Source organism: Acinetobacter sp. QJM3NY_42 (assembly GCF_056173745.1).
In genome coordinates this window covers 1,786,965-1,812,830 of sequence record NZ_CM149689.1, presented here as the reverse complement: position 1 = coordinate 1,812,830, position 25,866 = coordinate 1,786,965, and the positions used below count along the sequence as shown (strand labels likewise).

Sequence of the window (25,866 nt, the reverse complement as noted above, 5' to 3'; positions counted from 1 at the left end):
AGTAAATCTGATATTAGGATATAATAATTGCAGTAATAGCCTTGATTGGTTTTATAGGGTTACTATATTCATGTTCTGGATAATCTAAATTATATAATTCAATTGTGAAAATGAATGATACTTGACCGAAATATAGATAAATTAAAAGAGTATAATTCCACAAACAACCGAAACTAAAATTAGAGCTTAAGCAGCCTTGCACGATTTTATTTTTAGCAAAGTGTAATATTGCCAGTACTTTCAGAAATGGTTTGGTATTTCGGTTAGCCTGATCTATTCTCCAGCTATGGCTGTCGCAGCTGCTTACGAAAATAGTATGAACAATGGTCAATTCTTTGATAGCGCCGTTGTTTAGGTGATAGCACAAGGTAAAGCTGTTCGAAAAGCATCTATGTGGCCACAATTATACTAGTTACCATTTAAGTAGGTAGCAATAAAACAAATCAGGTCAGTAATACATCTAGCACTCAAGCTACAGCTAAAGTCAATTTAAATATTATTGCAACAGAAGGAAGTGTTAATAGCCAAGGTGCGCAGCTTTTTGCCAAAGTTGATGCATTGTTACATAACAAGGCAGATATTAATCTGGGTATTGCTGAAAGCTCTCCAGAGCAGATGGCTGATCGTAAACAAAGTGGTTTTATTATCAATAAACGTGATTGAGCTGCATCTGCAGGAACATTTAAAAACAAAAAACTATGTGAGAGGCGTAACATATAACCTAGAGGAACACAGCTTTTGGAGGGTGGAATAATAACCTTAGAAACTAGGCAAGACGATATTAATATTAATGATAGTTAAGTTGCTTGAAAATATGATGTAAATCTCAATCCTGCTCGTGATATCAATATTAAGTCAAACTAGAACAGCCAAAGCTAAAAAGCAGAGTTCAAATAAAGGTACTGGCAGCACGGAGATTTCAGATACTGAGCAGTTCTATGATTATATGAATGATCAGAGCCAAAGTAATAATAGCGTTGAACAGCAGCACAGTTAAGTGAGCACTTTAGAAGGCAATTTCAATATTCAGGCAGGCCGTCAATATACCCATAAGTCGCTGATGTTAAGGTCATGACACAGGTAGTTCATCTGAAAATAGCAAAGACTTAAAAATCGGAAAGTTTAGCCGTGTGAGTTTACCTCTTATTGATTTAGTGAATGCAGCGGATAAAGCTACAAAGAGTCAAGCAGGTAGCCGTACACAGGTATTCCAAGCTGTTGCTCAAGGTTACCAAACTTATTTTTTATTAGGTCTTATCGCCCTATTTTTCTAAAAATAAGGCGTTAAGTGAGCAAGTATTTTATTGAGATTTTGCTGGGAAACCATCTTCTGCTAAAGCATTTGTAATCTTGTCGATACTTTCGGTTGATTCTACACTGACGACCTTGGTCGCTAAATCAATATCAACTTTGGCATTAGGGTCTATTTCATGAATGGTTGCAGTCACACCACGGGCGCAGCCCCCACAAGTCATATTTTCAATCAATAATTTCATGGATTTTCTCCGAATAGAACATAACTTCAAGCAAAGTTTAAACCTTTTCATCATGGTAAGGTCAAGTGTATTCTTTTAAAAAATTTGCTTGACCTTACCATGATGTCAATCTGTATGCTGCACCTTAAAGATTGTCATGACAGAGGTTGTTATGGATTCAAAAAATATAAAACCTTCTCCCTATCGTGAAACATTGTTCATCACCGGTATGACCTGTGCTTCCTGTGTTGGGCGTGTGGAAAAGGCATTGAAGAAAGTGGAGGGCGTTGAAAGTGCCCAGGTTAATCTGGCCACTGAAAAGGCCGTGGTTTCTTCTTCTGAGCCTTTAGACCTTATGGTGTTGACTAAAGCCGTAGAGCGAGCTGGCTATGAAGTTAGTGCTACGCAGCCCATAGAACTTGAAATTGATGGGATGACTTGTGCCTCTTGTGTAGCAAGAGTAGAAAAAGCCTTAAAAAAGGTGACAGGTGTACAACAGGCCAATGTGAATCTTGCAACTGAACGGGCTTGGGTACAAGGCAATACTCAATTACAAATTAATGATCTGATTCAGGCTGTACAAAAGGCTGGCTACACTGCCAAGCTGGCTGAGCAAGATCAAAATGAACAACAGGGCAAAAAGGCCTCAGAACAACAACAGCTTAAACGTGATTTAATTCTTTCCCTGATTTTAGCTCTGCCTGTTTTCATTTTGGAAATGGGTTCGCATATGATTCCAGCCTTTCACATGTGGGTAATGGAATATATTGGTCATCAACCGAACTGGCTGATTCAATTTGTTCTAACCACACTGGTACTCATATTTCCAGGCCGACGTTTTTACCAGAAAGGAATTCCGGCCCTGTTCCGTTTGGCACCAGACATGAATTCTCTAGTTGCTGTGGGAACGCTGGCCGCATATAGCTTCTCACTGGTTGCAACCTTTATTCCAGAAATACTGCCTCAAGGCACAGTGCATGTCTATTATGAGGCAGCAGCCGTGATTGTGAGCTTGATTTTATTAGGACGCTATTTAGAGGCAAAAGCTAAAGGACGTACTTCACAGGCTATTCAACATTTAATAGGAATGCAGGCTAAAACAGCGCGTATTTATCGTGATGGGCAGGTGATAGAAGTACCAGTTGCAGAGGTGACTACTGACACGATTGTTGAGATTCGTCCTGGCGAACGTGTGCCTGTTGATGGGGAAGTAGTGGAAGGCCGAAGCTATATTGATGAGTCCATGATTACAGGTGAGCCTGTTCCTGTAGAAAAACATTCGGGAGACCAGGTTGTAGGCGGGACAATCAACCAGAACGGAACATTAAATATTCGGGCAACTGCGATTGGCGAGTCGTCTGTATTGGCACAAATCATTCGTATGGTTGAGCAGGCTCAAGGCTCCAAGCTCCCTATTCAGATGTTGGTTGATAAAGTCACGATGTGGTTTGTTCCAATGGTAATGCTGTTAGCTACGCTGACTTTTATTGTCTGGTTTCTTTTCGGCCCAGAACCTGCCTTAACTTTTAGTTTGGTGAATGCAGTGGCAGTATTGATTATTGCCTGCCCTTGTGCAATGGGACTAGCGACCCCGACCTCAATTATGGTAGGTACAGGACGCGGTGCAGAAATGGGTGTGTTATTCCGTAAAGGTGAGGCTCTTCAGCTTTTACAGGAAGTTAAGGTTGTTGCAGTAGATAAAACAGGTACACTGACTGAAGGCAGGCCACTATTGACCGATTTTCATGTTCAGCAAGGTTTTGAACATAAGAAAGTTTTACAGATTGTGGCGTCGGTTGAAGCAAAATCTGAACACCCGATTGCACTGGCAATTGTTCAGGCTACAGAGCAGCAAGAAATCAATCTGTTGCCTGTAACAGCTTTTGATTCAGTTACAGGATCAGGCATTAAGGCAGAGGTTGAAGGACAGAGTGTCCAGATTGGTGCTGACCGTTACATGCAGCAGTTGGGCCTTAATGTTACATCTTTTGAGCAGGAAGCAGCACGTTTGGGACAAGAGGGTAAAACCCCAATCTATGTGGCAATTAACCATGAATTAGCAGCCATTATTGCTGTTGCTGACCCCATCAAGGAAACCACATATGCTGCCATTAATGCCTTACACCAGTTGGGTTTGAAGGTAGCCATGATTACAGGTGATAATCGCCATACTGCTCAAGCGATTGCTGCGCGTTTACATATAGATCAGGTCGTGGCTGAAGTTCTGCCTGATGGAAAAGTTGAGGTAGTACGTCAGTTGCAACAGCAATATGGTCGGGTAGCATTTGTTGGAGACGGTATTAATGATGCGCCAGCCTTGGCCCAAGCTGATGTTGGCCTGGCAATAGGCACAGGTACCGATGTGGCGATTGAGGCAGCAGAAGTTATATTGATGTCAGGTAATTTACAGGGTGTACCCAATGCAATCGCATTAAGTAAGGCAACCATTAGTAACATTCGACAAAACCTGTTTTGGGCGTTTGTTTATAATATTGCCTTGATCCCTATTGCAGCGGGGGTGTTGTATCCTGCATTTGGTATTTTACTGTCACCCATCTTTGCAGCGGGTGCCATGGCATTATCTTCTGTTTTTGTATTGGGTAATGCCTTACGCCTAAAATATTTCAATGCGCTGCAGATAAGTACATAAACTATATTGATAAGGGTAGAAACCGAATTAAGGTTGAAACCCTGTTTAGGCCAGAGGTAATAAATGAATATTGGTCAAGCTTCGAAACAATCAGGCATTTCAACCAAGATGATCCGTTATTATGAACAGATTGGTCTGCTTGAGCCTGCTAAAAGATCGGATTCTGGCTATCGGATTTATTCGGAACGTGATCTAAAAACCTTGGTTTTTATAAAGCATGCCAGAGATTTAGGCTTTTCCTCAGAGCAAATGAAAGAACTGGTTTCCTTATGGAAAAATACAGATCGTCAAAGTGCTGAGGTTAAGCAACTGGCTTTAAAACATATCGATGAATTAAAACAAAGAATCGCCAGATTTCAGGAAATGGTTAATCTTTTACAGACATCAGCAAATTATTGTACTGGCGATAATAGTGCAGATTGTGCAATTTTAAATCATATTGAAAAAGGAAAATAAAATAGCGAGGATGGTCATTTATGCTACAGGAAAGTATACCTAAAGCTATATACAATACGAGAGACAGATGTTCTGATAATTTTTTGATTTTGTTTAATTAATATATAAATTTATATTTATTTATTTGCGGTATAAGGTAATTTTCTAGAAAAACTATCATCTAAAAAATATAAAAATTTTGTAACTGATAGGGACAAATCTTCTGTATTGAGCGGACTATGACCTAAGGCTGCCGCTGTTTTCACGTTAATTTCAGCTATATACTCAACATCTAAATCAATATATTCGGATACTAAAGCAGTTAGTCATCCCAACCTAAATTACTTCGCTATAACTTCTTAATAATTTTATCCGTTCTTGTATCTATAGAGAAATTTTTATTTAAATATTTAATTTAATGGAATTTTTTTAAAAGCTCTGTATGCAATATCGATTACTAGTACATCAATAAATGAAAATGTAAATAATAGTAATTATCATTTACAATTAATTTATATAAGTATATTTTACTCATCACACTATTTTTACTTAATAGAGTGATGAAGATGAGATCGTTCACGGATAAGATCGCTTTACAACATTTAGTCAATGCATATCTACAAGAAACAGGTAATGGTCGTTTTATTCCTAGCGCAGAACAATCGCAACAGTTACAAAACCAGAGTCAGGGAAATACCGTATTGTGTATTCCTTTGCAAACGGTTTCCGGGTTTTTATATGCGCCACTTGCCTATGTGAGCAAAGTAGGCAGACATCGTTTCGCTGCTTTACCGTGGGTAGAACAAGGCGGGAAAATACTGAAGCTGAGCCCGGTCAATTTGGCAGCAAACTTGTTGGAAAATTTAATTTTTCAAAAAAATGATGAAGCATTAGATTCCTCATCCTTGCTTGAATGCTGGATTCAAAGCCGTGGGGCTCTGCAACAATTTCTGAGTTACCGTGAAGAGCAGATCGATGCCGTAATTAAGGCCCAGCAAAACTTTATTCAAAGTGAGCAAGCTCTGGTTCTCGGACATAGTATGCATCCCTCACCAAAGAGCCGTCAGGGTTTTGTTCAAAATGACTGGCAGCTTTATTCTCCAGAAACCCAAAGTACTTTTAAGATGCATTTCCTGTATATCCATCCAGATCAGGTAGTACATGACAATGCACATAAAACTGATATTTCTAACCAATTAAAACAGGACCTTGCACCATTTTTTAATGCCTATCACCAAGCCAAAATGGATGAGTATCCTGATTATGCGTTATTACCATTACATCCATGGCAAGCCCGCTACTTAAAAGATAAAGACTGGTATCAACAGCTTTTACATCAAGGCAGACTGGTTGATTTTGGTGCCTTGGGTTGGGAGATGAAAGCGACCACCTCGGTACGTACTTTATATAGCGAACAGGCGCCCTGGATGTTTAAAACATCTCTGACAGTCGCCGTAACCAACTCTATTCGAGTTAATCTTTATAAAGAATGTCATCGTGGCTTGCTGAGCTACAAATTGTGGAATGATGAGTGCCTTTCCGGTTTCAGGCAGCGTCATCCACATTTAAAAACTATCAGTGATCCGGCCTGGATGGCTTTAAAAGTTAACGGACAGGTTTTAGATGAAACCATTTGTATTTTGCGCGAAAACCCATTCCAGGAAAATGCTGATGTGACCTGTATTGCTTCACTCTGCCAAGACCATCCTTTTGAAGCTAAAAACCGTTTTAGTGAAATCTTTGCGAATCTTTCCCGAAAAACTGGTCAAAGCCAAGCCAATATTGCTTTGCAGTGGTTTGAGCGTTTTCTGGAAATCACGATTTTGCCACTAATGGAGTTGTATCATGAATTTGGTATGGCATTTGAAGCCCATCAGCAAAATACTTTAATTGAGCTTGAAGAGGGTATGCCTAAAAATGTCTGGTTTAGAGACAATCAGGGATTCTATTATATTAAGGAGCTGGCCAGCGAAATTTTAGAACGTTTCCCGACACTTGCAACAGATGGCCAAGCAGTCTGTCCAATAGCTTTAGTGGATGAACGTTTCCGTTACTACTTTATTGGTAATACTTTATTCGGTCTGATCAATGCCATTAGTATAACAGGAGTAGTTGAAGAGCAAAAACTGATTGAAATACTGCAATCCTGTCTGATGCAGGCTTACCAGAAATATCCGGAAAGTAATTTATTAAAAACTGTTTTATATCAAGAAACCTTTCCCTATAAAGGTAATTTGATGACGCGTTTGTATGAGTTAGATGAATTACAGGCCCATATTTCTCAGCAATCCATTTACATCAACCTTAAAAACCCGCTGTATGTTGCACAGACTGTAGTGGAGGCTGAATATGCTTGATTTTATCGGGATCGGTTTAGGACCCTTCAATTTAAGTCTGGCAGCCTTGCTTCATCAGCAGAGCTCACTCAAATACCAGTTTTTCGAGAAACATCAGGATTTTGACTGGCATGCTGGCATACAGCTACCTAATGCCATGATGCAAGTACCTTTTATGGCTGATCTGGTTAGTCTGGTCGAGCCGACCAGCCCGTATAGCTTTTTAAATTATTTAAAAGCCCATCAACGTCTATATAAGTTCTATTTTCGGGAAAATTTATATATTCCACGCCAAGAATACAATCATTATTGTCAGTGGGTCGTTCAACAATTAGAGCATTTGCAGTTTGGTAGCCGAGTAACCGACATCGCGCCAATTTTAGGTGGTTTTCAGGTTATTACCGAACAAAAAGGCCGGCTATCTGTGCATCAAACTCGAAAACTGGTGTTGGGAACAGGAACAACACCCAAGTTACCCCAGCCATTACAGCGGATAGCCGAGCAACATCCACACTGTCTGCACTCCTCGAATTATCTGCATCAGGGTGATCAGCAGTTATCGGGCAATGTGGTGCTCATTGGTTCGGGTCAATCAGCTGCTGAAATCTTTATTGACTTATTTGACAGGCAGATTAACCCTGAAACCGGGCAAGCAAAATTTCATTTATATTGGCTCACCCGTTCAGCAGGCTTTTTTCCCATGGAAAATACGCCGCTCGGTCTGGAAAGTTTTAGTCCAGATTATATGTCTTATTTTTATCATTTATCCCAAGACTTAAAAACGACATTACCTGCAACTCAGGCCAACCTGTACAAGGGTATTAGTGCCAAAACCATTCGTGATATTTATGAACGGCTTTATCAGCGCAGTATTGGAGCAGTAGATACACATGTCACTCTGGCAGGCCATTATCATCTTGAAAATGCCCAGCTGGTTCATGGAAAAAATATTCAGCTTAAATTTTTACAGACACAGAAACAGCAGAATTTAAATATACAAGCCAGTACGGTTATTGCTGCAACGGGCTATCAATACCCATCTTTAGACTTTTTAAATAAGCTTGGCTCTAAGATTGGTTTAAATCTACAGCATCAGTGGGAAATAAATGAAAACCATCAACTCAATTATCAGGGTGATGGGGAAATTTATGTCCAGAACACGGACTTGCAGCATCATGGTATCGGGACGCCTGACTTGGGTTTAGGAGCTTTTCGTTCTGCAAAAATAGCTAATCAAATTTTAGGTAAAACTTATTTTGAAATTGAAGGCCGACAAAGTTTTCAGGATTTTCAGATTAAGGAAATTGAAGCTTCGTTTGCTATGCCTGCTGCTATAGCCAAAAGTAATTTTCGGACAGATGTGATTTCATCACCGATTTCAAAAAAAGTAGCAGATTTATTTCCTCAATATTCAATGAAATAAATGGGGAATTATCATGGCTGAAATATCAAATTCAGATTCCCGTTCTGTTTCGGATCCTGACCTGTCCCAACGCTGGGTCATGCTGTCTGTTATGTTGGGAACAGGAACGGTGAGTCTCAATAATAGTAGCTTTAACCCGGCAATTCCCCAGTTGATGCAGGATTTTCAGATTGCAGAAGCAGCAGTAAGCTGGGTGGTGGTAGTTTTTCTTTTAACCATGAGCCTCAGCCTGCTGTTAACTGGTTTTTTAAGCCAGCGCTTTGGTCAGCGCCAAGTCTACTTATCTGCATTAAGTATTTTTATGTTGAGCTCAGTCTGCGGTCTATTTGCCTCTGGCTTTGAAACAGTATTGGCTGTACGGGCCTTACAGGGTTTTGCAAGTGGACTGATGATTCCATTGTCGCTGGGCATTATTTTTTCAGTGACACCGAAACAGCAACGTGGTAGTGCAACGGGACTATGGGGCGCAATGATCATGCTGACTCTGGCCTGTGGCCCGATGTTGGGTGCACTGCTTCTAGTCTGGTTCAGTTGGCAAGTACTTTTTTTGCTAAATGTTCCCTTGGCTCTAGCAGCGTTGGCCATCGGATGGTTATATTTGCCCAAGCAGTCACTTATTCGCAATTTGAAATTTGACTGGTTCGGTTTTAGCTTGCTGGCGGTTTCAATCATTTCGTTACTGTTGGGGCTAAGCACAATTAAGCAATGGGCAGATTTTTCCCGGTCTTTATTCTGGTGGCTGTTCGGTTTAAGTGGATTAAGCGGGTTTGGTTTTATTTGGTTCAGCCGAAAAAGAACCAGCACGATTATTGCTTGGCCCTTATTTCAAAGCCGTGAGTTTAATTATAGTCTGATCATTTCGATTGTACATACTGTTGGCTTGTTTATCAGCCTGCTACTGATTCCATTACTGGTCCAGAATACACTTCAGCTAAGTCCAATCTGGACAGGCCTATTGCTGATGAGTAGTGCCTTAGCCACCAGTCTATGCAGCAAACACGCAGGTAAATATCTAGATCAGCACGGTGCAAAACGGCTGATCAGTTTTGGCCTGTTGCTAACTGCAATCGCCTTTATAGGGCTGGGCCTGGCCGCCGGTCTATCTATTAGTTTGCTCATCTTTTGCATGATCATTCATGGTCTGGGTTTTGGCTTGTCATATATGCCTGCGACCACCGCAGGGCTTAATCATCTACATAATCCAGAGCTGGTCACGCAAGGGGCCGCTGTCAATAATCTGTTTCGGCGCCTCTGTTCGGCTGTCGCCGTGGTGATGGCTGCACTTTATTTACAAATTCGTACACAGCATTTGTTATTGAACCATGAACTGCCTATTGCACAACTGTATGCAATTCGCGAACTGTTTTTCTTCTGTGCCGGCATGATGCTATTAGGCTTGTCCTATGCATGGAAATTTCCACATTCAAAACAGTCCACACTTCATGTTTAAAATTAATAATTAAGGAAAAATTATGGGTCACTTAGCTACAGCATTCGCACAAAATAACCATTCTGCTTTTACACCTACCTTGGCTTGGCAACAACCCGATCAGGCTGCCATTAAAAAGGTAGAGCAACGAGTTATTAAACAGTTATTTCAGGCACTGATTTATGAAGAGGTGATTGCAGCCACAATAGAAAATGACTGTTTTGTCATCAGTGCTCAGGATCGAAACCAGCAGGCGGTAGAGTATATTGCCTCGGGTAAACACTATTTGAGTTTTGGTTTGGTGCGCATGGATGATCATGATGTCATGCGCCAGGACCATACCGGGCAAAGAACGGTTGCACAATTAAATCAGGTGATTGATGAAATTGTTCGGGCTATTCCAAATGCGGCAAAACTAGAAGATTTTATTCATGAATTAAAACGGACTTTTATTCATGATGTGCAATCGCAGCAGTACCAAAATGCGTTTTCGCTTCCTGCTGTCCAGCACAGCTATGATGTTCTCGAAACCTATTTGATGGCGGGACATCCCTATCACCCGTGTTATAAGTCCCGGATTGGCTTCAGCCTGCAAGATAACTTGAAATATGGCGTAGAGTATGCACAACCGGTCCATCTGGTCTGGCTGGCTGTACATTCTTCTTTATGTTCAGAGAATGCCTCTCACTCAATTGATGCAGATCAGTTTTTACATGAACAGCTGACTAAAGGAGAGACAGAAATATTCACTCAGGTTTTGGTAAGGCAGGGCTTGGATGCTACTGAATATACTTGGCTGCCTGTACATCCCTGGCAGTGGGAAAATACCCTGGTCCATACATTTTTTGAAGAAATAACCGCACAAAAAATGGTGTATTTAGGCCGTGGTACTGATGCCTATATTGCTCAGCAATCATTAAGAACCTTAACCAACTTACAGCATCCAGAAAAGCCTTATATCAAACTTTCGATGAGTTTAACCAATACTTCAAGCTCACGAATTCTGGCTTCGCATGCCGCCATGAATGGCCCGTTAATTACCGATTGGTTGCAAGGCCTGATCGAAAAGAACGAGATTGCCCGTTCTTTAGACTTTGCAATTTTAAGAGAAGTGCATGCGACTGCTGTTGATTTTACCAAGCTTCCCGCGTCTCATGCCAGACAGGCTTATGGCACGATTGGAAGTCTATGGCGTGAAAGCATTCACCACTATTTGAAGCCGGGGGAAGATGCCATTCCGCTGAACGGCATCAGTCATGTCCAGAACGATGGCCAACTTCTGATTCAGCCTTGGTTAGATGCACATGGAACTGAAGCCTGGCTGACCCAATTCCTCTCCGTGGTGATCCAGCCCATTCTGTTTTTATTACATGCTGAAGGAATCGGCTCTGAATCACATGGACAAAACATCATTCTGCTACATCAGAATGGCTGGCCAACCCGCATTATTTTAAAAGATTTTCATGACGGTGTTCGTTTTCATCCGGACCATCTAACCTATCCAGATAAGTGTCCTAAATTACATGCCTTGCCGGCAGAGCATGCCAAAGCCAATCGCATGTCCTTTATTTTGACTGATGATTTAAATGCAGTTCGGGATTTTAGTTGTGCCTGCCTATTTTTTGTCGCTTTGAGTGATATTGCGATCACCCTGCAACAGCAAATTGGGTTAGCTGAACAGCAATTCTGGCAAAAGGCGGCCGATATTATTCATCACTTCCAGAAAAAATACCCACAGCATCAAAGTAGATATGAAAAATTTGATGTATTTGCAGCGCAGTTCTGCATTGAATCTTTAACCAAAAGACGGCTGTTTGGTGATAGCAAAGTACAGCTACGTCTGGTGAATAATCCACTACATGCATTTTGTCAACTATCAGTTTAAGAGTGTATCAGATGAATACGATGTTGTTTTCACCCACTGTTAGCACACAAATGGTTCTGGTCGATCTGGTAAACAGTTTTTTGGTAGAAGGCTATATTTCCGAGCAGGTTATTTTCACCCGGCAGCAGGCTAAAACCCGATTAAAAGCCCGTTTTGGCCAGTGTTTTGATTCATTATTTGAAGGGTATACAGATCAGAGCTATTTTGCTGTTCTGTTCAACTCACATGTAGCCGAATTTATTCTGTTGCCCGTACGCAAAGCCATTAAACAGGACTGGCAAATTCAGCCCTTGGCGTGCCGTTTTCGGGTAGAGGTTCTGACAGATCAAGGCTTTCAAACTTGTCTATGCAATGCTTTGGACTTATTTAATGCTATGCGGCGTTTGGAGTATTTTTCAGGCTGTGAGGAATCAAAGCTAGCAAACTTAAGCGCCGAACTGGAATTAACCTTGCTACAAACCCAGCTCAGTAACCATCATCAGATATGTTCTGAAACATGGTTATCAGATCAACCTGCTGAATTATTTATTCAGCTAGAACAGTATGCTGCACTTCGAGACCGTCCTTATCATCCACTGGCCAAGCTCAAAGAGGGTTTTTCCAATGATGAGTACCGGCAATTTAGCCCAGAATTTTCACAGCCCATCCGTTTGAACTGGGTAGCAATTAAAAAAGAAAAGCTAGTTTTTGGACAGGACGTGACCCAGCTTAAAATTCATCAACCCTCCAAAATTTTCTTGAGCAGTGAAGAAAGTTTACAGTTACAGCAGGAGCTAAATCAGAAGGGGGTGAGTGCTGATTATCTGGTTTTACCTATGCATGCCTGGCAGTTTGAGCATGTACTGGCAGATCAGTTTAAGCTAGAACTTGACGAGCAGGTGATTGTGCCCTTGCAATTTCAGTCTGCTGACCTGTATGCCAGTTCTTCCCTAAGAAGTTTGCTGTCTGAGACCAAACCACAAGACAGTTTGAAGCTTCCATTAGCAGTAAAATCTTTAGGCTCGCTACGGTTTTTACCGATTGTCAAAATGATTAATGGACAAAAAAACCAGAAACTTTTGCAAGTTGCCAAACAAAAAGATGATGTACTGAAAAAACGCTTGTGGTTGTGTGATGAGAACCAGTGGTGGGCATATTTACCTCATCAACCTGAAAATCTAACACCAGATAATCTTATTTTATTTGAAGAGCGGCCGATGCATCTGGCAGCTCAGCGGCGCCGTATTCCTTCCGAATTATTGCAGCATCCCTACCAGCTTATTCCAATGGCCAGTTTAGGGCATTGCATTGAAGGAGAAATCTATCCGTTTGAGCTGATTCTCAAGGCTCAACAGCTTGAGTCGAACCAGACTAATGTCATTGATGCATTTAAAACCTTGTGCAAAGATTTTTTTGAGGTGAATTTACGTTTATTCCGCTTAGGCCTCATGGGAGAAATTCATGGCCAAAATATCTGCATAGTCCTTAATCAAGGGCAGTTCTCAGGCTTTATGCTGCGTGACCATGATTCGGTGCGGATCTATTTACCTTGGTTGCTAGAACACGGCCTGGAAGATCCATGCTATTTAAGCCCGCATGATTTTAGAATTACGCTTTATCATGATGCTGTCGAAGACTTGATCCTGTATTTACAGACCTTGGGCATACAGGTCAATCTGGCCAGTATTTTAGAAGCAGTTGCTGAATATTATCATATTGATGAACTTAAACTGTGGCGCGTATTAGCTCAACAATTACAGCAGGCTTTGAATCATACCCCATTGTGTGCACAGGCGAGGGCTGAGTTACAGAACCTTCTATTCGAAAAAGCACAGTGGCCGTATAAACAGCTCATTCGTCCATTGCTGGAGCAGCAGAATCGAGTAGGGAGCATGCCCAGCAGCATCGGCGAAACCTGTAATATTTTAAAAAAAGTTTCGCACTTTTCATTACAGTGAATAAAACGGGTCTCTAAAACGTGCGTTCCCATATCTCTGTCATGAATATTGATTTTGCACTGGAATTTGAACAGCCAGGTTTAGCACAGGCCAGAAAGATATTGGCTGAAAAACTTAATATCCAGATAAATTTACATGAGCACAATGCATTGAGCTTTGCAGATTTATTAGAGCCCCGGCACTGTGCAATGGTATTGGGTGAATTTCAGTCCCGTATTCAGGCCTTAAACCTGACCTGTTCAGGTTCAATGTTCATAAAATATTGGGCTGTTCCGCTGCTATTTCCTTATCTATATGCCCTGCTCACTGAACAGCTAAATTTATCTTGGCAGCTGTCAGCACTTTCAGTGCAAATGGCACCGACGTGGTCTTGGGACCAGCATTTGAATTTTAAGGCTTCAAGTTTATCACTAACGGCTCTAAGTACTCAAAATTCTGGTTATGAAGCATTTATGTTGAAGATTTTTCATGACCTCAATCAGATTTTTCAGGTGATCGGTCAGGTAGCAAAAGTACAACGGTTTCTGCTTTGGGAAAATACCGCTCTGCGTATTTTACAGTTCTATGACCTGATGCAGCGCAAAAATCCCGATGACATTTACAAGAGCGACATGCAACGTCAGTTTCTACTCGATCTGGAGGCTGAACGGTTTGGTTTAAAACACAATCCGTTTTTACTCTTGCAACACAGCCGTCAATCCAGTCTTAAAAATTATCAGCGTAAAAAATGCTGCTTTTATTTTCAACTTCCTGAAGCTGAAAATGAATACTGCGGCAGTTGCCCATTAGTAAATAAACACCCATAAAGTGATCAACCTTCATGTTAGAACTATCCAATAATTTATTAAAATCTTATTCCGCTATTTCCAGTTCAACCATCGGCCATATTTTAGATACTGGCTATTTACCCGGTATTCATGCTGTAAATTCAATTCAGCAGGTAGCAGGTAGAATCAGAACAGTCACCTTAAACTCTGTTAACGTTATGCAGATTCGTGAGGCTCTCTTAGCCAGTAAAACGGGTGATGTCTTAGTGATCGATGCGCGCAACATCGGTAATCGCGCCTGTTGGGGCGAACAGCGTCATCGAGCTGCCATTTACCATCAACTGGCTGCAATTGTGGTGTTGGGTGCAGTTACCGATATCAGCGCCTTACGTACCATGAAAGTTCCGGTTTTTGCCCAGGCGGTCAGTTGTTTAACTACCCGAGCCGAAGGGAAAAGCCTGGTCGATTTTGATCAGGACATTTATTATTTTGATGCCGTTATCTCCACTGGTGACCTTATGGTTGGAGATGCTGATGGCGTGTTTATTTTAAAACCTGACATGGCAGAAAGATATGTGGCCCAATTTCAAAATATGGAGTTACTCGAACAGCAAAAACGTGATCAATTTTTTAAACAACATCCTCCTGAAGATTATTATCACCAGCTAAACCACGGAAATAATTCAGAAAGAGACATAATCTAATGAAGACCTTATCCTCCTGCTTACCAAACCACTTTAATTATCAGGAAAAAGGTATCAGCTATGCACTGCGGGCCTTAAGCTTACCGGATGATTTTCCACTCCTGTATAAATGGATGCATGAACCACATGTTATTCCACAATGGCAACTAAATAAGCCAGAATCGGAACTGGCAGCATATTTTGAAAAAATGCAGGTAGATGACCATCAGCGGCTCTACATTATTCAGATCGAAGGAGAGGACGTTGGCTATCTGGAGATTTATGAAGCCAAGCGAGACAGATTATCATTGTATTACTCTGCATTAGATCACGATTTAGGCTGGCATATTCTATTAGGTGAAAAAAATGTGGTCGGAAAAGGGCATTTTAGAGCCGTCATGCGCCTGATAATTTATTTTATTTTTGAAAATTCGCCTGCAGAAAAAATTGTTGGCGAACCTGATGAGCGTGTCAGATCTTATGAATACATTGCACAAGATATTGCTTTTAAAGCGCAGAAAAAAATCAGGATGCCAGAAAAAAATGCCATTCTATATCATTGTTTCAGAGAAGAATTTTATGAAAGATGTGGGGAATATAAATCTTTTTTAAATAAATAATTGTTAACTGAGCTTATCAATTTATTTTTTCACCATTTTCAAAATCCGGATTCTAAAATTTAGCGATTCAGGTTAGTTGATAAAGTAACTTGAAAAAGTTGAGTGAAAAAATAGTAAATATTGCAACAAAAAATTTACATTGATAATAATAATTATTATTATTTGCATCAATATTAATATTCTTATAAAGGGATTAAGAATGCGACTATCTCAATTTAGTCTGTGTTTTCTTACTGTAGCAATTTCTTCACTTTTATATGCGGAAGATTCTGGTTCTGAATTAAAAGAGCTGAAAAATTCAGATAAAACAATGAAACTTTCTCCTATTGTGGTCACAGCTACCCGTACACCTAAAACAATTGCTGAGATTGCGGGTACAGTACAGACTATTCAGGGTGAAGATATTGCTCAACAGGCGGGAGCGAGCCGGAAAGTCGCAGATGTTTTAGCGCAACTCGTACCTTCACTGGCACCAAGTAGTGGAACAACCAGTAATTATGGACAAACCATGCGTGGTCGTAATGTATTGGTCATGATCGATGGAGTTTCACAAACAGGTTCGCGTGACGTGGCGCGACAGCTCAACAGCATCAGTCCAAATATGATTGATCATATTGAGGTAGTTTCAGGTGCGACCAGTATTTATGGTTCAGGTGCAACGGGTGGGATCATTAATATTATTACCAAACGTGCAGATAAATCGAAACCTTTCAGTTTTCAGACCAAGTTGGGCCTGACATCGGCTGACAATTTCCGTCGCGATAGCCTGGCTTATCAGGTGGGACAAACCGCTTCATTTAATAATGACAAGATGGATGGTTTTTTAGGTGTAGATTATACCAGCCGAGGTTCGCAGTTTGATGGTAAAGACAATCGTATCCCGTTAAGCCCTTGGCAGGGCAGCACGATGGATACTAACACGCTTGATGTGAATGGCCGTTTAAACTTTAATTTAACCGATCAGCAAAGCTTAAGTTTTGGTACACAATATTATAATGATGAACAGGATACCGAATATGGCCCTGACTATTCCTATCTGCAAAAAGGTACACAGCCTTCATATAAAGCCATTAAAGGATGGAGTTTAGATAAACAACCTTTCACAGAACGCTATGCCTTTAATACCCAATATCAAAATCAGGATTTCCTGGGACAAACTTTGAATATTGAAGCGTATTACCGTAATGAAAAAGCACGTTTTGTACCATATGGTTATTCAAAAGATGGTGTTGACGTAAAGCAAAGTCAATCCAATGTGGACTATGCAGGAATTCGCTCTACCGTTCAATCTGATCTGCAGGTAGCCGACCGGGCTTTAAGGCTGACCTATGGCTTGGACTATGACGGGGAAAAAGACCACCAGTGGGCCGATTACTATAAACCTAGTAATAATGGCTTGGTTTATACCCCTACAGGTAAAAAAGAAAGTGCGGGACCTGATACAAGAATCCAGAATATTGGAACATTTGTACAAGGTGATTATGCCATTACGGATCGTTTAAATATTCAGGCAGGTGTACGTTATCAATATGTTCAGGCGGATACTGACAGTTATTTTACTGCACGTAAACCTATTACATTAATGGCAGCTGACTCTACCGATTCTGACAAGCTCCTGTTCAATTTAGGTACAGTTTATGAGTTAACAGATATACAGCAAGTGTATGCCAACTTTTCACAAGGTTATAGTTATCCTGATGTACAACGGGTACTGCGTGATGGTGTAGCTGGATATACTTTAACGACGTCAGGTATTGCACCGATTACAGTTAACAGCTATGAACTGGGTTGGCGCTTAAATCAGGATAATGGCATAAACTTGGCTCTAACGGGTTTTTATAATACTTCTGATAAAGTAGTACAGTTCAATTCTGACCGTTCAGTAAATGTAGTCGATACCGATCAGCGCATTTATGGGGCAGAAGCGACTGTGAGTTATCCATTTATAGAAAATTATAAGGTCGGTGGTACTTTGGGTTATACGCGGGGACAATATAAAGATGTTGCAAATAACTGGCATGAACTTAATGCTTTTGCAGTTTCCCCGACGAAAGGTACTCTATTTGCTGAGTGGAGCAATGAGCAAGGCTATGGTGTGCGCGCACAAATACAAGCTATTAAAGGTACAGATAAAGCATATAAAGATGACCAGGCATTAAAAGCGGCGGGTCTAACAGATAGTAATAGTGCGGCCGAAATTAAAGGCTATACCACGATGGATGTTTTGGCTCATTTTCCTATGGCTAAAGGTCGTGTAGATTTTGGTATTTATAATCTGTGGGACCGTCAATACAAAACCGTATTTGCTCAACAAGCAGCAGTTACTAATGATAACCCTATACTGGCGATTCCTGCTGAAGGTCGTACTTTCGGCTTAAGCTATACCATTAATTATTAATACTTATCCAGGAACTATCTGTAGCAGTCTATAGCAGAACAGATAGTTCTTCATTTCTTGAGATGTCATGAAAGATAACGTCAATGGATAAAAAGAAATCAGAATGGTTATCTATTAGAGAGATTTTTTATATCTGCTTGGCAGCTTATGCCTATAGCGTATGGATATCTTGGGTTTTACCTGATTATTTACCTTTCGCAAAAGCTGAAAATATCTATTTTTCTGCCCTCCTGGGTTTTATTTTTCTCATTTTTTATATTGTATTAGTTCCTGGTCTGCGCTCTAAGCGATGGCAAAAGAGAATAAATTATCTGAGTTATGTCTTGTTGCTAGGCTATTGGATAATAAAAAAATAGGAGAACATTAAATGCAGTTTCGCCAGGTACAGGCAACTTTGCACAGCTGGTTGGGTATAGTTGTACTATGGTCAGGTTTCTTAATCTTTTTTACCGGCTCCATTGCCTACTTTAGAACTGAAATTAACCTCTGGTCTAAACCTGAAATCTTTTTATATTTAAAAAAGCCTCCTCCTTCTTTTGAATCGGCCCAAGTCGCTTATGATTATTTAAATATGCATGCCCTGGAAGCAAAAAGATGGCGGGTGAATCTTGCGAATTCCCGAATGCCCTTTAACACTTTAGAGTGGCAAGATAAAACAAATAAGTACCATAAAATACAAGATCCGAATACAGGATTAATCTTAAAAGAGGTCCGAGAAAGTTTGGGAGGCGACTTCTTTTTTAAATTACATTACAGTCTTTATCCCTTACCAGATGTAGTAGGTAGAACGCTCGTAGTCATTATAGGCATTCTATTTCTCATTGCCTTAATCACCGGGATATTGACCCATAAAAAAATATTTAAAGATTTCTTTGTCTTTCGGAGTTTTAAGGGACAGCGGACCTTGTTAGATTTATATCATATTACTGGTGTAGTAACACTTCCTTTTTATTTAATTATGGCCTTTACTGGCATCATGATTTTCTTTTACCTGCTTATGCCTTGGGGAATCAATCAACAATATGGCGAAAATGGAATAAAAAAATTTTATAACGAAATACAATATATCAATCCGCCAAAACTGGCAGCAGATTCAGGTATTCATTTAAAAGAATTCTCTACCTTCTCCAGTCAATTACCTCAACAGGGCAGTAATGGTACTACTCTGGAGAAATTTGAAGTTAAAAATCCAAATACTACAGAAGCCTTAATTACGTTTGACTATGGATATAAAAAATTAATTACTTTCAATAATCCACAAATTATTTTTTTAGCAAATACTGGAAGGCAACTAAATAATGAAAGGAATCTTCATCCTGTCGCTCAAATCAGCTCGGCAACCTATGGGATTCATTTGGGTTATTACGCCAGTCAATCAATGAGATGGGTGTTGGCGAGTTTAGGTTTTGCTGGTTGCATCATGCTGGTCGCCGGAGCTTTATTATGGCAAAAGAAACGGATTAAACAGCAACATACATTAAGTTATAAGATAGTGAGTTACCTTAACTATTTCACTTTCTTGGGCTTGCCATTTGCAACAGCCATGTATTTTTTGGCCAACCGTGTTTTACCAACCAATCTTGAACATCGAGTTCAGTACGAGTTACTGACATTTTTTATAAGCTGGATTGGAATTCTAATCATTCCGATGCTGATCAAAATGCAAAAAGCTATTATTTTAGCCTTTATATTCACTGCTTTTATTTTATTGATAACAGTATTAAGTCCTGTATTTCTTTCTCCACAAGCTTTCATCCTCAATACATGGTTACATCAGCAATGGCCTATAGCAAGCGTTGACCTCGTATTTATATTTATTGCTATAGGATATATTTCTGCTTGTTATTATTTTAGAAAAATACAAATGAGTAAGGTGAATAAATGAGTTTGGTTGCAACATTATGGGCAGTTGTTGCAATGATGCAGCTTTGTATGACCAGTCAAATTGGAATGAAAAAACTTAATAATAACTTCCTGGCTTTTAATCATGCTCGTTCTTCTTTAAAAATATTATCGTTTATTTTTATGGGCGTTTCTTTATATCTGAACTGTCTGGATAATGGTGTTTCTGTAGGAATTATCAGCTGGTTTTTCTTGATTATAACTTCAGCATTTTTTTTACAGATTTTATTTTTCTATCATTTTAAAAAATGGTTTTTTTTAATCTGGATCTTTTTATTTCTTCTGGTAGTTTATTATCTGTTAACTCATATATTTAATAATATTATAGTTTAAATCTCACTGAGAGTTTAGTAGTAACCTACTAATTAAGGAGAGCAAACTTTTAAAAAGACATTGTTAAGTAAGTGCATTATAATTACTTAAAATATTTTAGGTGTGATTTTGAATTTTAATGCTTTTAAGTCCATCATTCACCTTATTTAGCAAATGAATCAGGGTAATTACATCATCAAAGGTGAGCTTATTTAGGGCCTGACCATAAAACTCAAAGAAATCAGCTTGCAAGTTGTCCCATGTCTCCAAGCCTTCAGCCGTCAGCGCAACAATTTTAGCACGGCGGTCCTGTTCACTAATGACCCGCTCCACCAGACCGTCACGTTCTAGCCGTTTTAATACTGCGTCCAGATTTTGCCGGCTCACGCCCAAATATTCAGTCAGATCAGAAAAGGACATTCCTGATTTAACTTTTGGACGGGACAAAGCACCCAGCACAGCCCAATGTACTGGAGATATTTTCAGCTCATTGAGGCATTTGCGGTCCAGGCTGTTGCCCACCTGAAACAGCCGGAAAAAAAGCCGGTTATGCGCAGAATATAAGGATTGATCATATTTTTTTGACAAAGTATCACTCACAATATTGGATATCCTCAAAACTGAAATAGCCGAGCCGCGCAGAGTATAGCCTATCACTTTTTCGCTTTAATCAGTTTCTTTTATCATTTGTTTTAAAAATCATAGTGTTTTTGCAGAAATTTTCCTATTTAAATTCTGAGTCGATCAATTTTATGGCTTGGAAATCTCTCTTTTTCTCCTCACTTCCATTGCGCTCACTCGCCAAATATCTAAGGTTTTCTTCCTGATTTTAAAGGAATAAATTATCTGTCATGCAAAAAACATATTTGGGCTCTAAAGTGAGGTCAGATTCAAATTAATCTAAAGCTAAAAACCAATATAGGTCAATACATTGAATAAATAAAAATATTAAGTTATTAATAAATATATAAATAATGATTTATAGATATTATTTTATGTAAAGATATTTACATAAATGCAATCTCTTTCTATTTTAGATAAAACACACCGAATTAAAACAACAGTCGATTAAATTCGACAACAAAATAGCGTAGGGATGAGCAATGAAGGGATTAAAAGACAAGGTTGTGATTGTGACAGGCGGAGCAGGCGGAATTGGTTCAGCCACCTGCCAACGTCTGGCAGAGGAAGGCGCCAAAGTTGCCATTTTTGATATGAATCTGGAAGCGGCTGAAAAGCTGGCGAATGAAATCAATCAATACGGTCAGGCACTGGCAATTCAGTGTGATATTACCCAAAGTGATGTAGTTGAGCAGGCAGTTCAAAAAACCGAAACTGAACTCGGTCCAATTAATGGACTCGTCAACAATGCCGGCTGGGATATTTTTAAACCTTTTGTTAAAACCAATCCGCAGGAATGGGAAAAACTGATCCAGATCAATCTGGTCGGTATGCTGAATATGCACTTTACTGTGCTAAAAGGCATGGTAGAACGCAATTCCGGCAGTATTGTCAATATTGCTTCTGACGCGGCCCGGGTCGGCTCTTCGGGTGAAGCAGTCTATGCGGCCTGTAAAGGCGGCTTTTTATCTTTCTCTAAAACGCTGGCACGTGAGCATTCACGTCATAACATCAAAATTAATGTGATTTGCCCGGGACCTACAGATACGGCTTTGCTTGCAGGCGTGACTGAAGGCGCGTCAAATCCGGAAAAATTACGTGAAGCTTTTATTCGTGCCATTCCACTGGGTCGTTTGGGTCAACCGGATGATTTGGCTTCTGCCATTGCCTTTTTCTTGAGCGATGATGCCAGCTTTATTACCGGACAGGTACTCAGTGTCTCTGGCGGTTTAACCATGAACGGTTAAACGGAAATCATCATTTAATTTCATAACCATCACAGTTCAACCAGATAGATAAAAACAGTACAGGATGTAAAGAAAATGAATTTTGAAGATATCTTATATGAAGTTAAAAACGGTGTTGCCTGGATCACGATTAACCGTCCAGAAAAAATGAATGCCTTCCGTGGCACCACTTGTAACGAGCTGATCAAGGCGTTAAATAGAGCAGGTTATGACCGTAACGTGGGCGCAATTGTGCTGGCGGGTGCAGGCGAAAAAGCTTTCTGTACCGGTGGTGACCAGTCCGCGCATGATGGAAATTATGATGGCCGTGGAACGATTGGCTTGCCGATGGAAGAATTACATACCGCCATCCGTGATGTGCCTAAACCGGTGATAGCACGTGTACAAGGCTATGCGATTGGCGGTGGCAATGTGCTGGCAACCATTTGTGACCTGACCATCTGTTCAGACAAAGCCATTTTTGGTCAGGTTGGTCCGAAAATGGGATCGGTTGATCCGGGCTATGGCACGGCATTTTTAGCACGTGTGGTAGGTGAAAAGAAAGCCCGTGAAATCTGGTATATGTGCCGCCGTTATTCTGGTCAGGAAGCTGTTGAAATGGGCCTGGCGAATAAATGCGTACCGGCCGATCAACTGGACGCTGAAGTGCAGGCTTGGGCAGAGGAAATTTGTCAGCGTAGTCCGACTGCCATAGCAATTGCCAAACGCAGTTTCAATATGGATACCGCACATCAGGCAGGTATTGCCGGCATGGGGATGTATGCGCTGAAACTTTATTATGATACTGAAGAGTCTCGTGAGGGAGTCAATGCACTGAAAGAAAAACGTCAGCCTGAATTCCGTAAATATGCCAAATAAGGAGACTGATCCATGAAAAAGAATCCTTATATCACTGAAGAGCTCGAGTTTTTGGCAGAAACAGCAGAAAAATTTGCCCAGAAATATATTGCCCCAGGCTTTTTGGAACGAGACCAAAGTCGAATCTTTGACCGTGATCTAGTCAAAAAGATGGGTGAAATGGGCTTTATTGCACCTGAACTGCCGGAACAATTCGGCGGTCAGGGCATGGGCAGACTGGCGGCTGGAATTATCCATGAAGCGATTGCCAAAGCAGATTTAAGTTTCTCCTATATCAACCTGCTTGCTTCCCTAAATGGTCAGATTCTGGCTGAACATGGTCAGCCAGAAGTCGTTGAGCCTTGGCTGAAAAAACTCACTGCAGGCGAAGCTATCTTTTCAATAGCTTTGACCGAGCCGCGAGGCGGTTCTGATGCAGCGAACTTGCGTTTGAAGATTGAACGTGATGGCGATGAATATATCATTAACGGCGAAAAGACTTCAATTTCTGTGGCCGATCAGGCAGATGCTTCTGTAGTGTTTGGTCGTACTGGTGCCAATGAAGATAGCGCACATGGCGTGACAGCGCTTTTAGTTCCGATGAATTTACCGGGCATCAGTACCACACGTTTTGACTGTCATGGTCAGCGCGCAATTGGTCGCGGTTCAATCTTTTTTGACAATGTTCGCGTACCCATAAATCACCGTCTAGGGGATGAAAACAAAGGTTTTGTGCAGGTGATGCAGGGCTTTGATTTTTCTCGTGCGCTGATCGGTTTACAGGTTTTGGCCGTTGCCCGGGTGAGTCTGGATGAAGCTTGGGAATATGCAGCCCAACGTGAAGCTTTTGGTCAGCCATTGACTGCTTTTCAGGGAGTTTCACATCCACTGGCGGAATACGAAACCCAGGTTGAAGCTGCACGCTTACTTTGCCTGCAAACCTTGTGGCTCAAGGACAATCATCTGCCCCATACCTCTGAAGCGGGCATGTGTAAATGGTGGGGGCCAAAACTGGCTTATGATGTAATTCATCAATGTCTGTTGACCTTTGGCCATGCCGGTTACGATCGCGGTGTGATGGAACAACGGATGCGTGATGTACTTGGCTTCCAGATTGGTGATGGAACAGCCCAGATCATGAAAACCATTATTGCGCGGCATAAGGCAGGGCGTAAGGCAGTGCCGGCTTAATGAAAATAAGCACAGGCCTGAACTAAAATTATAATGAGGAGTAAGCGAATGGATTTCGATGCGGTTCTGATCCCGGCCAGAAAAGAGGCCATGCTCAAACAGGGATACTGGTTAAACCAGACAATACTCGATTTTTTACGCAGTGCCGTAGAAAAGAATCCGGACAAAACAGCTTTAGTAAGCGTTAAGGTCGAGAATCAAACTGAACAGACTTTCAGTTATCAGCAGCTTTGGAACATGACCAATAAAATTGCGCTGGGTCTGAAACAGCTAGGTATTGAAAAAAATGATGTGGTGTCTTGCCAGTTGCCGAACTGGTGGGAATTTACCTTACTTTACTTGGCTTGCAGCCGTATCGGTGCAGTACTCAATCCGCTTATGCCGATCTTCCGTGAACGTGAACTGGAATTCATGCTCAAACGTGGTGAATCCAAAGTTTTTGTTGTACCTAAAACGTTCCGCAATTTTAATCATGAACAGCTGGCCAATCAGCTGCAAAACAAGCTGGATAGCTTGAAGCATGTAGTGGTGGTCAATGGTGAAGGCGAGAATAATTTTGATCATCTGTTACTCAATCATAGTCTGGAACAGGATGCTTCAGCAGTTGCTGAACTAGATAACATGGAATCTGGGCCGGATGATATTACCCAGCTGATTTTTACCTCAGGCACGACCGGTGAACCGAAAGGCGTGATGCATACTGCCAATACCTTATTTTCTAATATTGTGCCGTATGCAGAAAGACTGCATTTAACTGAAAATGATGTGGTGTTAATGGCTTCACCAATGGCACACCAGACCGGTTTTATGTATGGCCTGATGATGCCGATTCAGCTGAATACCAAAGTGGTGTTGCAGGATGTTTGGGATGTAGCCAAAGCCGTGGACCTGATTCATCAGCATCAGGTGAATTTCACCATGGCCTCGACACCATTTTTGAATGATTTGTCCAATACCGTGGCGGAACAGCATGATAAAGTCGATTCACTAAAAATTTTCCTATGTGCCGGTGCACCCATTCCAGGTCCATTGGTGCAAAAGGCCCGGGAAACTCTGGGTGTTAAAGTCATATCAGCTTGGGGTATGACTGAATGTGGCGCTGTAACACTAACCAGACCTGAAGATAAGGATGAACGCTCTTTCAATACTGATGGAATTGCATTGCCAGGTGTTGAAATCAAGATCGTGGATAAAAAAGGGCAGAGTAAAACTGTTAATGAAGCCGGCCGTTTAATGATCCGTTCATGTTCCAGTTTTGGAGGTTATTTAAAACGCCCAGATTTAAATGATACAAATGTTGAGGGCTGGTTTGATACCGGAGATATCGCATATCAGGATGAGCAGGGTTACATCCGGATTTGCGGACGTAAGAAAGATGTGATTATCCGTGGCGGAGAAAATATTCCGGTTGCGGAAATTGAGTCACTATTATATAAGCATCCAAATATCGCTGTAGTGGCATTGGTGGCTTATGCAGATGAAAGGCTTGGTGAGCGTGCCTGTGCGATTATCAAACTAAAAGATCCAGCACAGCTTTTGAGTTTAAATGAACTGGTTGATTTTCTTAAAACCCATAATCTGGCCATACAATATATTCCTGAACGTTTAGAAATCTGGGAAGAAATTCCCATGACACCCTCTGGAAAAATCCAGAAATTTAAATTGAGAGAGTTATTGCAGTAAGCTATAAAATAATAACTTAGAAAATCAGCTTATTT

21 protein-coding genes and 1 pseudogene are annotated in these 25,866 nt (G+C 40.8%); 20 read left to right on the top strand and 2 right to left on the bottom strand.

The annotated features are described in order from the left end of the window. Nucleotides 1-492 precede the first annotated feature (492 nt). A pseudogene (locus AC0VYT_RS08515) lies at nt 493-663 on the top strand (hypothetical protein); the annotation flags it as partial. A gap of 467 nt (nt 664-1,130) precedes the next feature. After that, nucleotides 1,131-1,274: a hypothetical protein gene (locus AC0VYT_RS08510; RefSeq protein ID WP_005405170.1), complete on the top strand. Its 144-nt coding sequence runs from the start codon at nt 1,131-1,133 to the stop codon at nt 1,272-1,274. Nucleotides 1,275-1,301: 27 nt separating this feature from the next. On the opposite strand, the gene AC0VYT_RS08505 is transcribed toward AC0VYT_RS08510, so the two are convergent. Then, nucleotides 1,302-1,496 (bottom strand): heavy-metal-associated domain-containing protein, encoded by a 195-nt coding sequence (locus AC0VYT_RS08505; RefSeq protein WP_005019720.1) that lies wholly within the window; start codon nt 1,494-1,496, stop codon nt 1,302-1,304. A gap of 151 nt (nt 1,497-1,647) precedes the next feature. Here AC0VYT_RS08505 and AC0VYT_RS08500 point away from each other — a divergent pair, with 151 nt between their 5' ends. The 14 genes from AC0VYT_RS08500 (at nt 1,648) to AC0VYT_RS08435 (ending at nt 20,273) form a co-directional block, all read left to right on the top strand. After that, on the top strand, nt 1,648-4,125 hold the full coding sequence (locus tag AC0VYT_RS08500; RefSeq protein WP_005019721.1) for a heavy metal translocating P-type ATPase: 2,478 nt from the start codon (nt 1,648-1,650) through the stop codon (nt 4,123-4,125). A gap of 63 nt (nt 4,126-4,188) precedes the next feature. Then, nucleotides 4,189-4,581, top strand: a complete 393-nt coding sequence (cueR, locus tag AC0VYT_RS08495) for a Cu(I)-responsive transcriptional regulator (protein WP_005019722.1) — start codon at nt 4,189-4,191, stop codon at nt 4,579-4,581. 545 nt (nt 4,582-5,126) lie between these two features. Continuing rightward, complete coding sequence (locus AC0VYT_RS08490; RefSeq protein WP_005019723.1) at nt 5,127-6,917, top strand: IucA/IucC family protein; 1,791 nt, start codon at nt 5,127-5,129, stop codon at nt 6,915-6,917. Next, a complete protein-coding gene (locus AC0VYT_RS08485) occupies nt 6,910-8,319 on the top strand; it encodes a lysine N(6)-hydroxylase/L-ornithine N(5)-oxygenase family protein (protein ID WP_005019724.1) in 1,410 nt (469 codons plus the stop codon). The genes AC0VYT_RS08490 and AC0VYT_RS08485 overlap by 8 nt, the downstream gene beginning before the upstream one ends. Nucleotides 8,320-8,332: 13 nt before the next feature. After that, nucleotides 8,333-9,769, top strand: a complete 1,437-nt coding sequence (locus AC0VYT_RS08480; RefSeq protein WP_005019725.1) for an MFS transporter — start codon at nt 8,333-8,335, stop codon at nt 9,767-9,769. Nucleotides 9,770-9,791: 22 nt separating this feature from the next. Continuing rightward, the gene (locus AC0VYT_RS08475) at nt 9,792-11,633 is read left to right on the top strand and encodes an IucA/IucC family protein (protein ID WP_005019726.1); all 1,842 of its coding nucleotides are present in this window, start codon (nt 9,792-9,794) and stop codon (nt 11,631-11,633) included. Between the two features lie 11 nt (nt 11,634-11,644). After that, nucleotides 11,645-13,570 carry an IucA/IucC family protein gene (locus tag AC0VYT_RS08470; RefSeq protein ID WP_005019729.1) on the top strand — a complete coding sequence of 642 codons (1,926 nt, stop codon included), beginning with the start codon at nt 11,645-11,647 and terminating at the stop codon, nt 13,568-13,570. Between the two features lie 41 nt (nt 13,571-13,611). Then, nucleotides 13,612-14,376: a (2Fe-2S)-binding protein gene (locus tag AC0VYT_RS08465; protein ID WP_005019731.1), complete on the top strand. Its 765-nt coding sequence runs from the start codon at nt 13,612-13,614 to the stop codon at nt 14,374-14,376. A 14-nt stretch (nt 14,377-14,390) separates the two neighbouring features. Further along, nucleotides 14,391-15,041, top strand: coding sequence for an RraA family protein (locus AC0VYT_RS08460; RefSeq protein ID WP_476496651.1), 651 nt, complete (start codon nt 14,391-14,393; stop codon nt 15,039-15,041). After that, the gene (locus AC0VYT_RS08455) at nt 15,041-15,640 is read left to right on the top strand and encodes a GNAT family N-acetyltransferase (RefSeq protein ID WP_005019735.1); all 600 of its coding nucleotides are present in this window, start codon (nt 15,041-15,043) and stop codon (nt 15,638-15,640) included. The genes AC0VYT_RS08460 and AC0VYT_RS08455 overlap by 1 nt, the downstream gene beginning before the upstream one ends. A 199-nt stretch (nt 15,641-15,839) precedes the next feature. Next, nucleotides 15,840-18,038: a TonB-dependent receptor gene (locus AC0VYT_RS08450; protein WP_005019736.1), complete on the top strand. Its 2,199-nt coding sequence runs from the start codon at nt 15,840-15,842 to the stop codon at nt 18,036-18,038. An 83-nt stretch (nt 18,039-18,121) separates the two neighbouring features. Beyond that, nucleotides 18,122-18,394, top strand: a complete 273-nt coding sequence (locus AC0VYT_RS08445) for a hypothetical protein (protein WP_005019738.1) — start codon at nt 18,122-18,124, stop codon at nt 18,392-18,394. A gap of 11 nt (nt 18,395-18,405) precedes the next feature. Next, nucleotides 18,406-19,923 carry a PepSY-associated TM helix domain-containing protein gene (locus tag AC0VYT_RS08440; RefSeq protein WP_005019740.1) on the top strand — a complete coding sequence of 506 codons (1,518 nt, stop codon included), beginning with the start codon at nt 18,406-18,408 and terminating at the stop codon, nt 19,921-19,923. Beyond that, the gene (locus tag AC0VYT_RS08435) at nt 19,920-20,273 is read left to right on the top strand and encodes a hypothetical protein (RefSeq protein WP_005019741.1); all 354 of its coding nucleotides are present in this window, start codon (nt 19,920-19,922) and stop codon (nt 20,271-20,273) included. Before AC0VYT_RS08440 ends, AC0VYT_RS08435 begins: the two co-directional genes overlap by 4 nt. A 96-nt stretch (nt 20,274-20,369) precedes the next feature. Here AC0VYT_RS08435 and AC0VYT_RS08430 read toward each other — a convergent pair whose 3' ends face one another. Next, complete coding sequence (locus tag AC0VYT_RS08430; protein WP_005019743.1) at nt 20,370-20,852, bottom strand: MarR family winged helix-turn-helix transcriptional regulator; 483 nt, start codon at nt 20,850-20,852, stop codon at nt 20,370-20,372. 503 nt (nt 20,853-21,355) lie between these two features. Between AC0VYT_RS08430 and AC0VYT_RS08425 the strand changes: the two genes are divergently transcribed. The 4 genes from AC0VYT_RS08425 to aliA all read left to right on the top strand — a co-directional run bounded on the left by AC0VYT_RS08425 (nt 21,356) and on the right by aliA (nt 25,831). Then, nucleotides 21,356-22,120 carry a glucose 1-dehydrogenase gene (locus tag AC0VYT_RS08425; protein WP_005019745.1) on the top strand — a complete coding sequence of 255 codons (765 nt, stop codon included), beginning with the start codon at nt 21,356-21,358 and terminating at the stop codon, nt 22,118-22,120. Between the two features lie 75 nt (nt 22,121-22,195). Continuing rightward, nucleotides 22,196-22,978: a 2-ketocyclohexanecarboxyl-CoA hydrolase gene (gene badI / locus AC0VYT_RS08420; protein WP_005019747.1), complete on the top strand. Its 783-nt coding sequence runs from the start codon at nt 22,196-22,198 to the stop codon at nt 22,976-22,978. A 12-nt stretch (nt 22,979-22,990) separates the two neighbouring features. After that, nucleotides 22,991-24,148 (top strand): cyclohexanecarboxyl-CoA dehydrogenase, encoded by a 1,158-nt coding sequence (gene aliB / locus AC0VYT_RS08415; RefSeq protein WP_005019748.1) that lies wholly within the window; start codon nt 22,991-22,993, stop codon nt 24,146-24,148. A 48-nt stretch (nt 24,149-24,196) separates the two neighbouring features. Beyond that, nucleotides 24,197-25,831, top strand: a complete 1,635-nt coding sequence (gene aliA, locus AC0VYT_RS08410; RefSeq protein ID WP_005019750.1) for a cyclohexanecarboxylate-CoA ligase — start codon at nt 24,197-24,199, stop codon at nt 25,829-25,831. Nucleotides 25,832-25,866 lie beyond the last annotated feature (35 nt).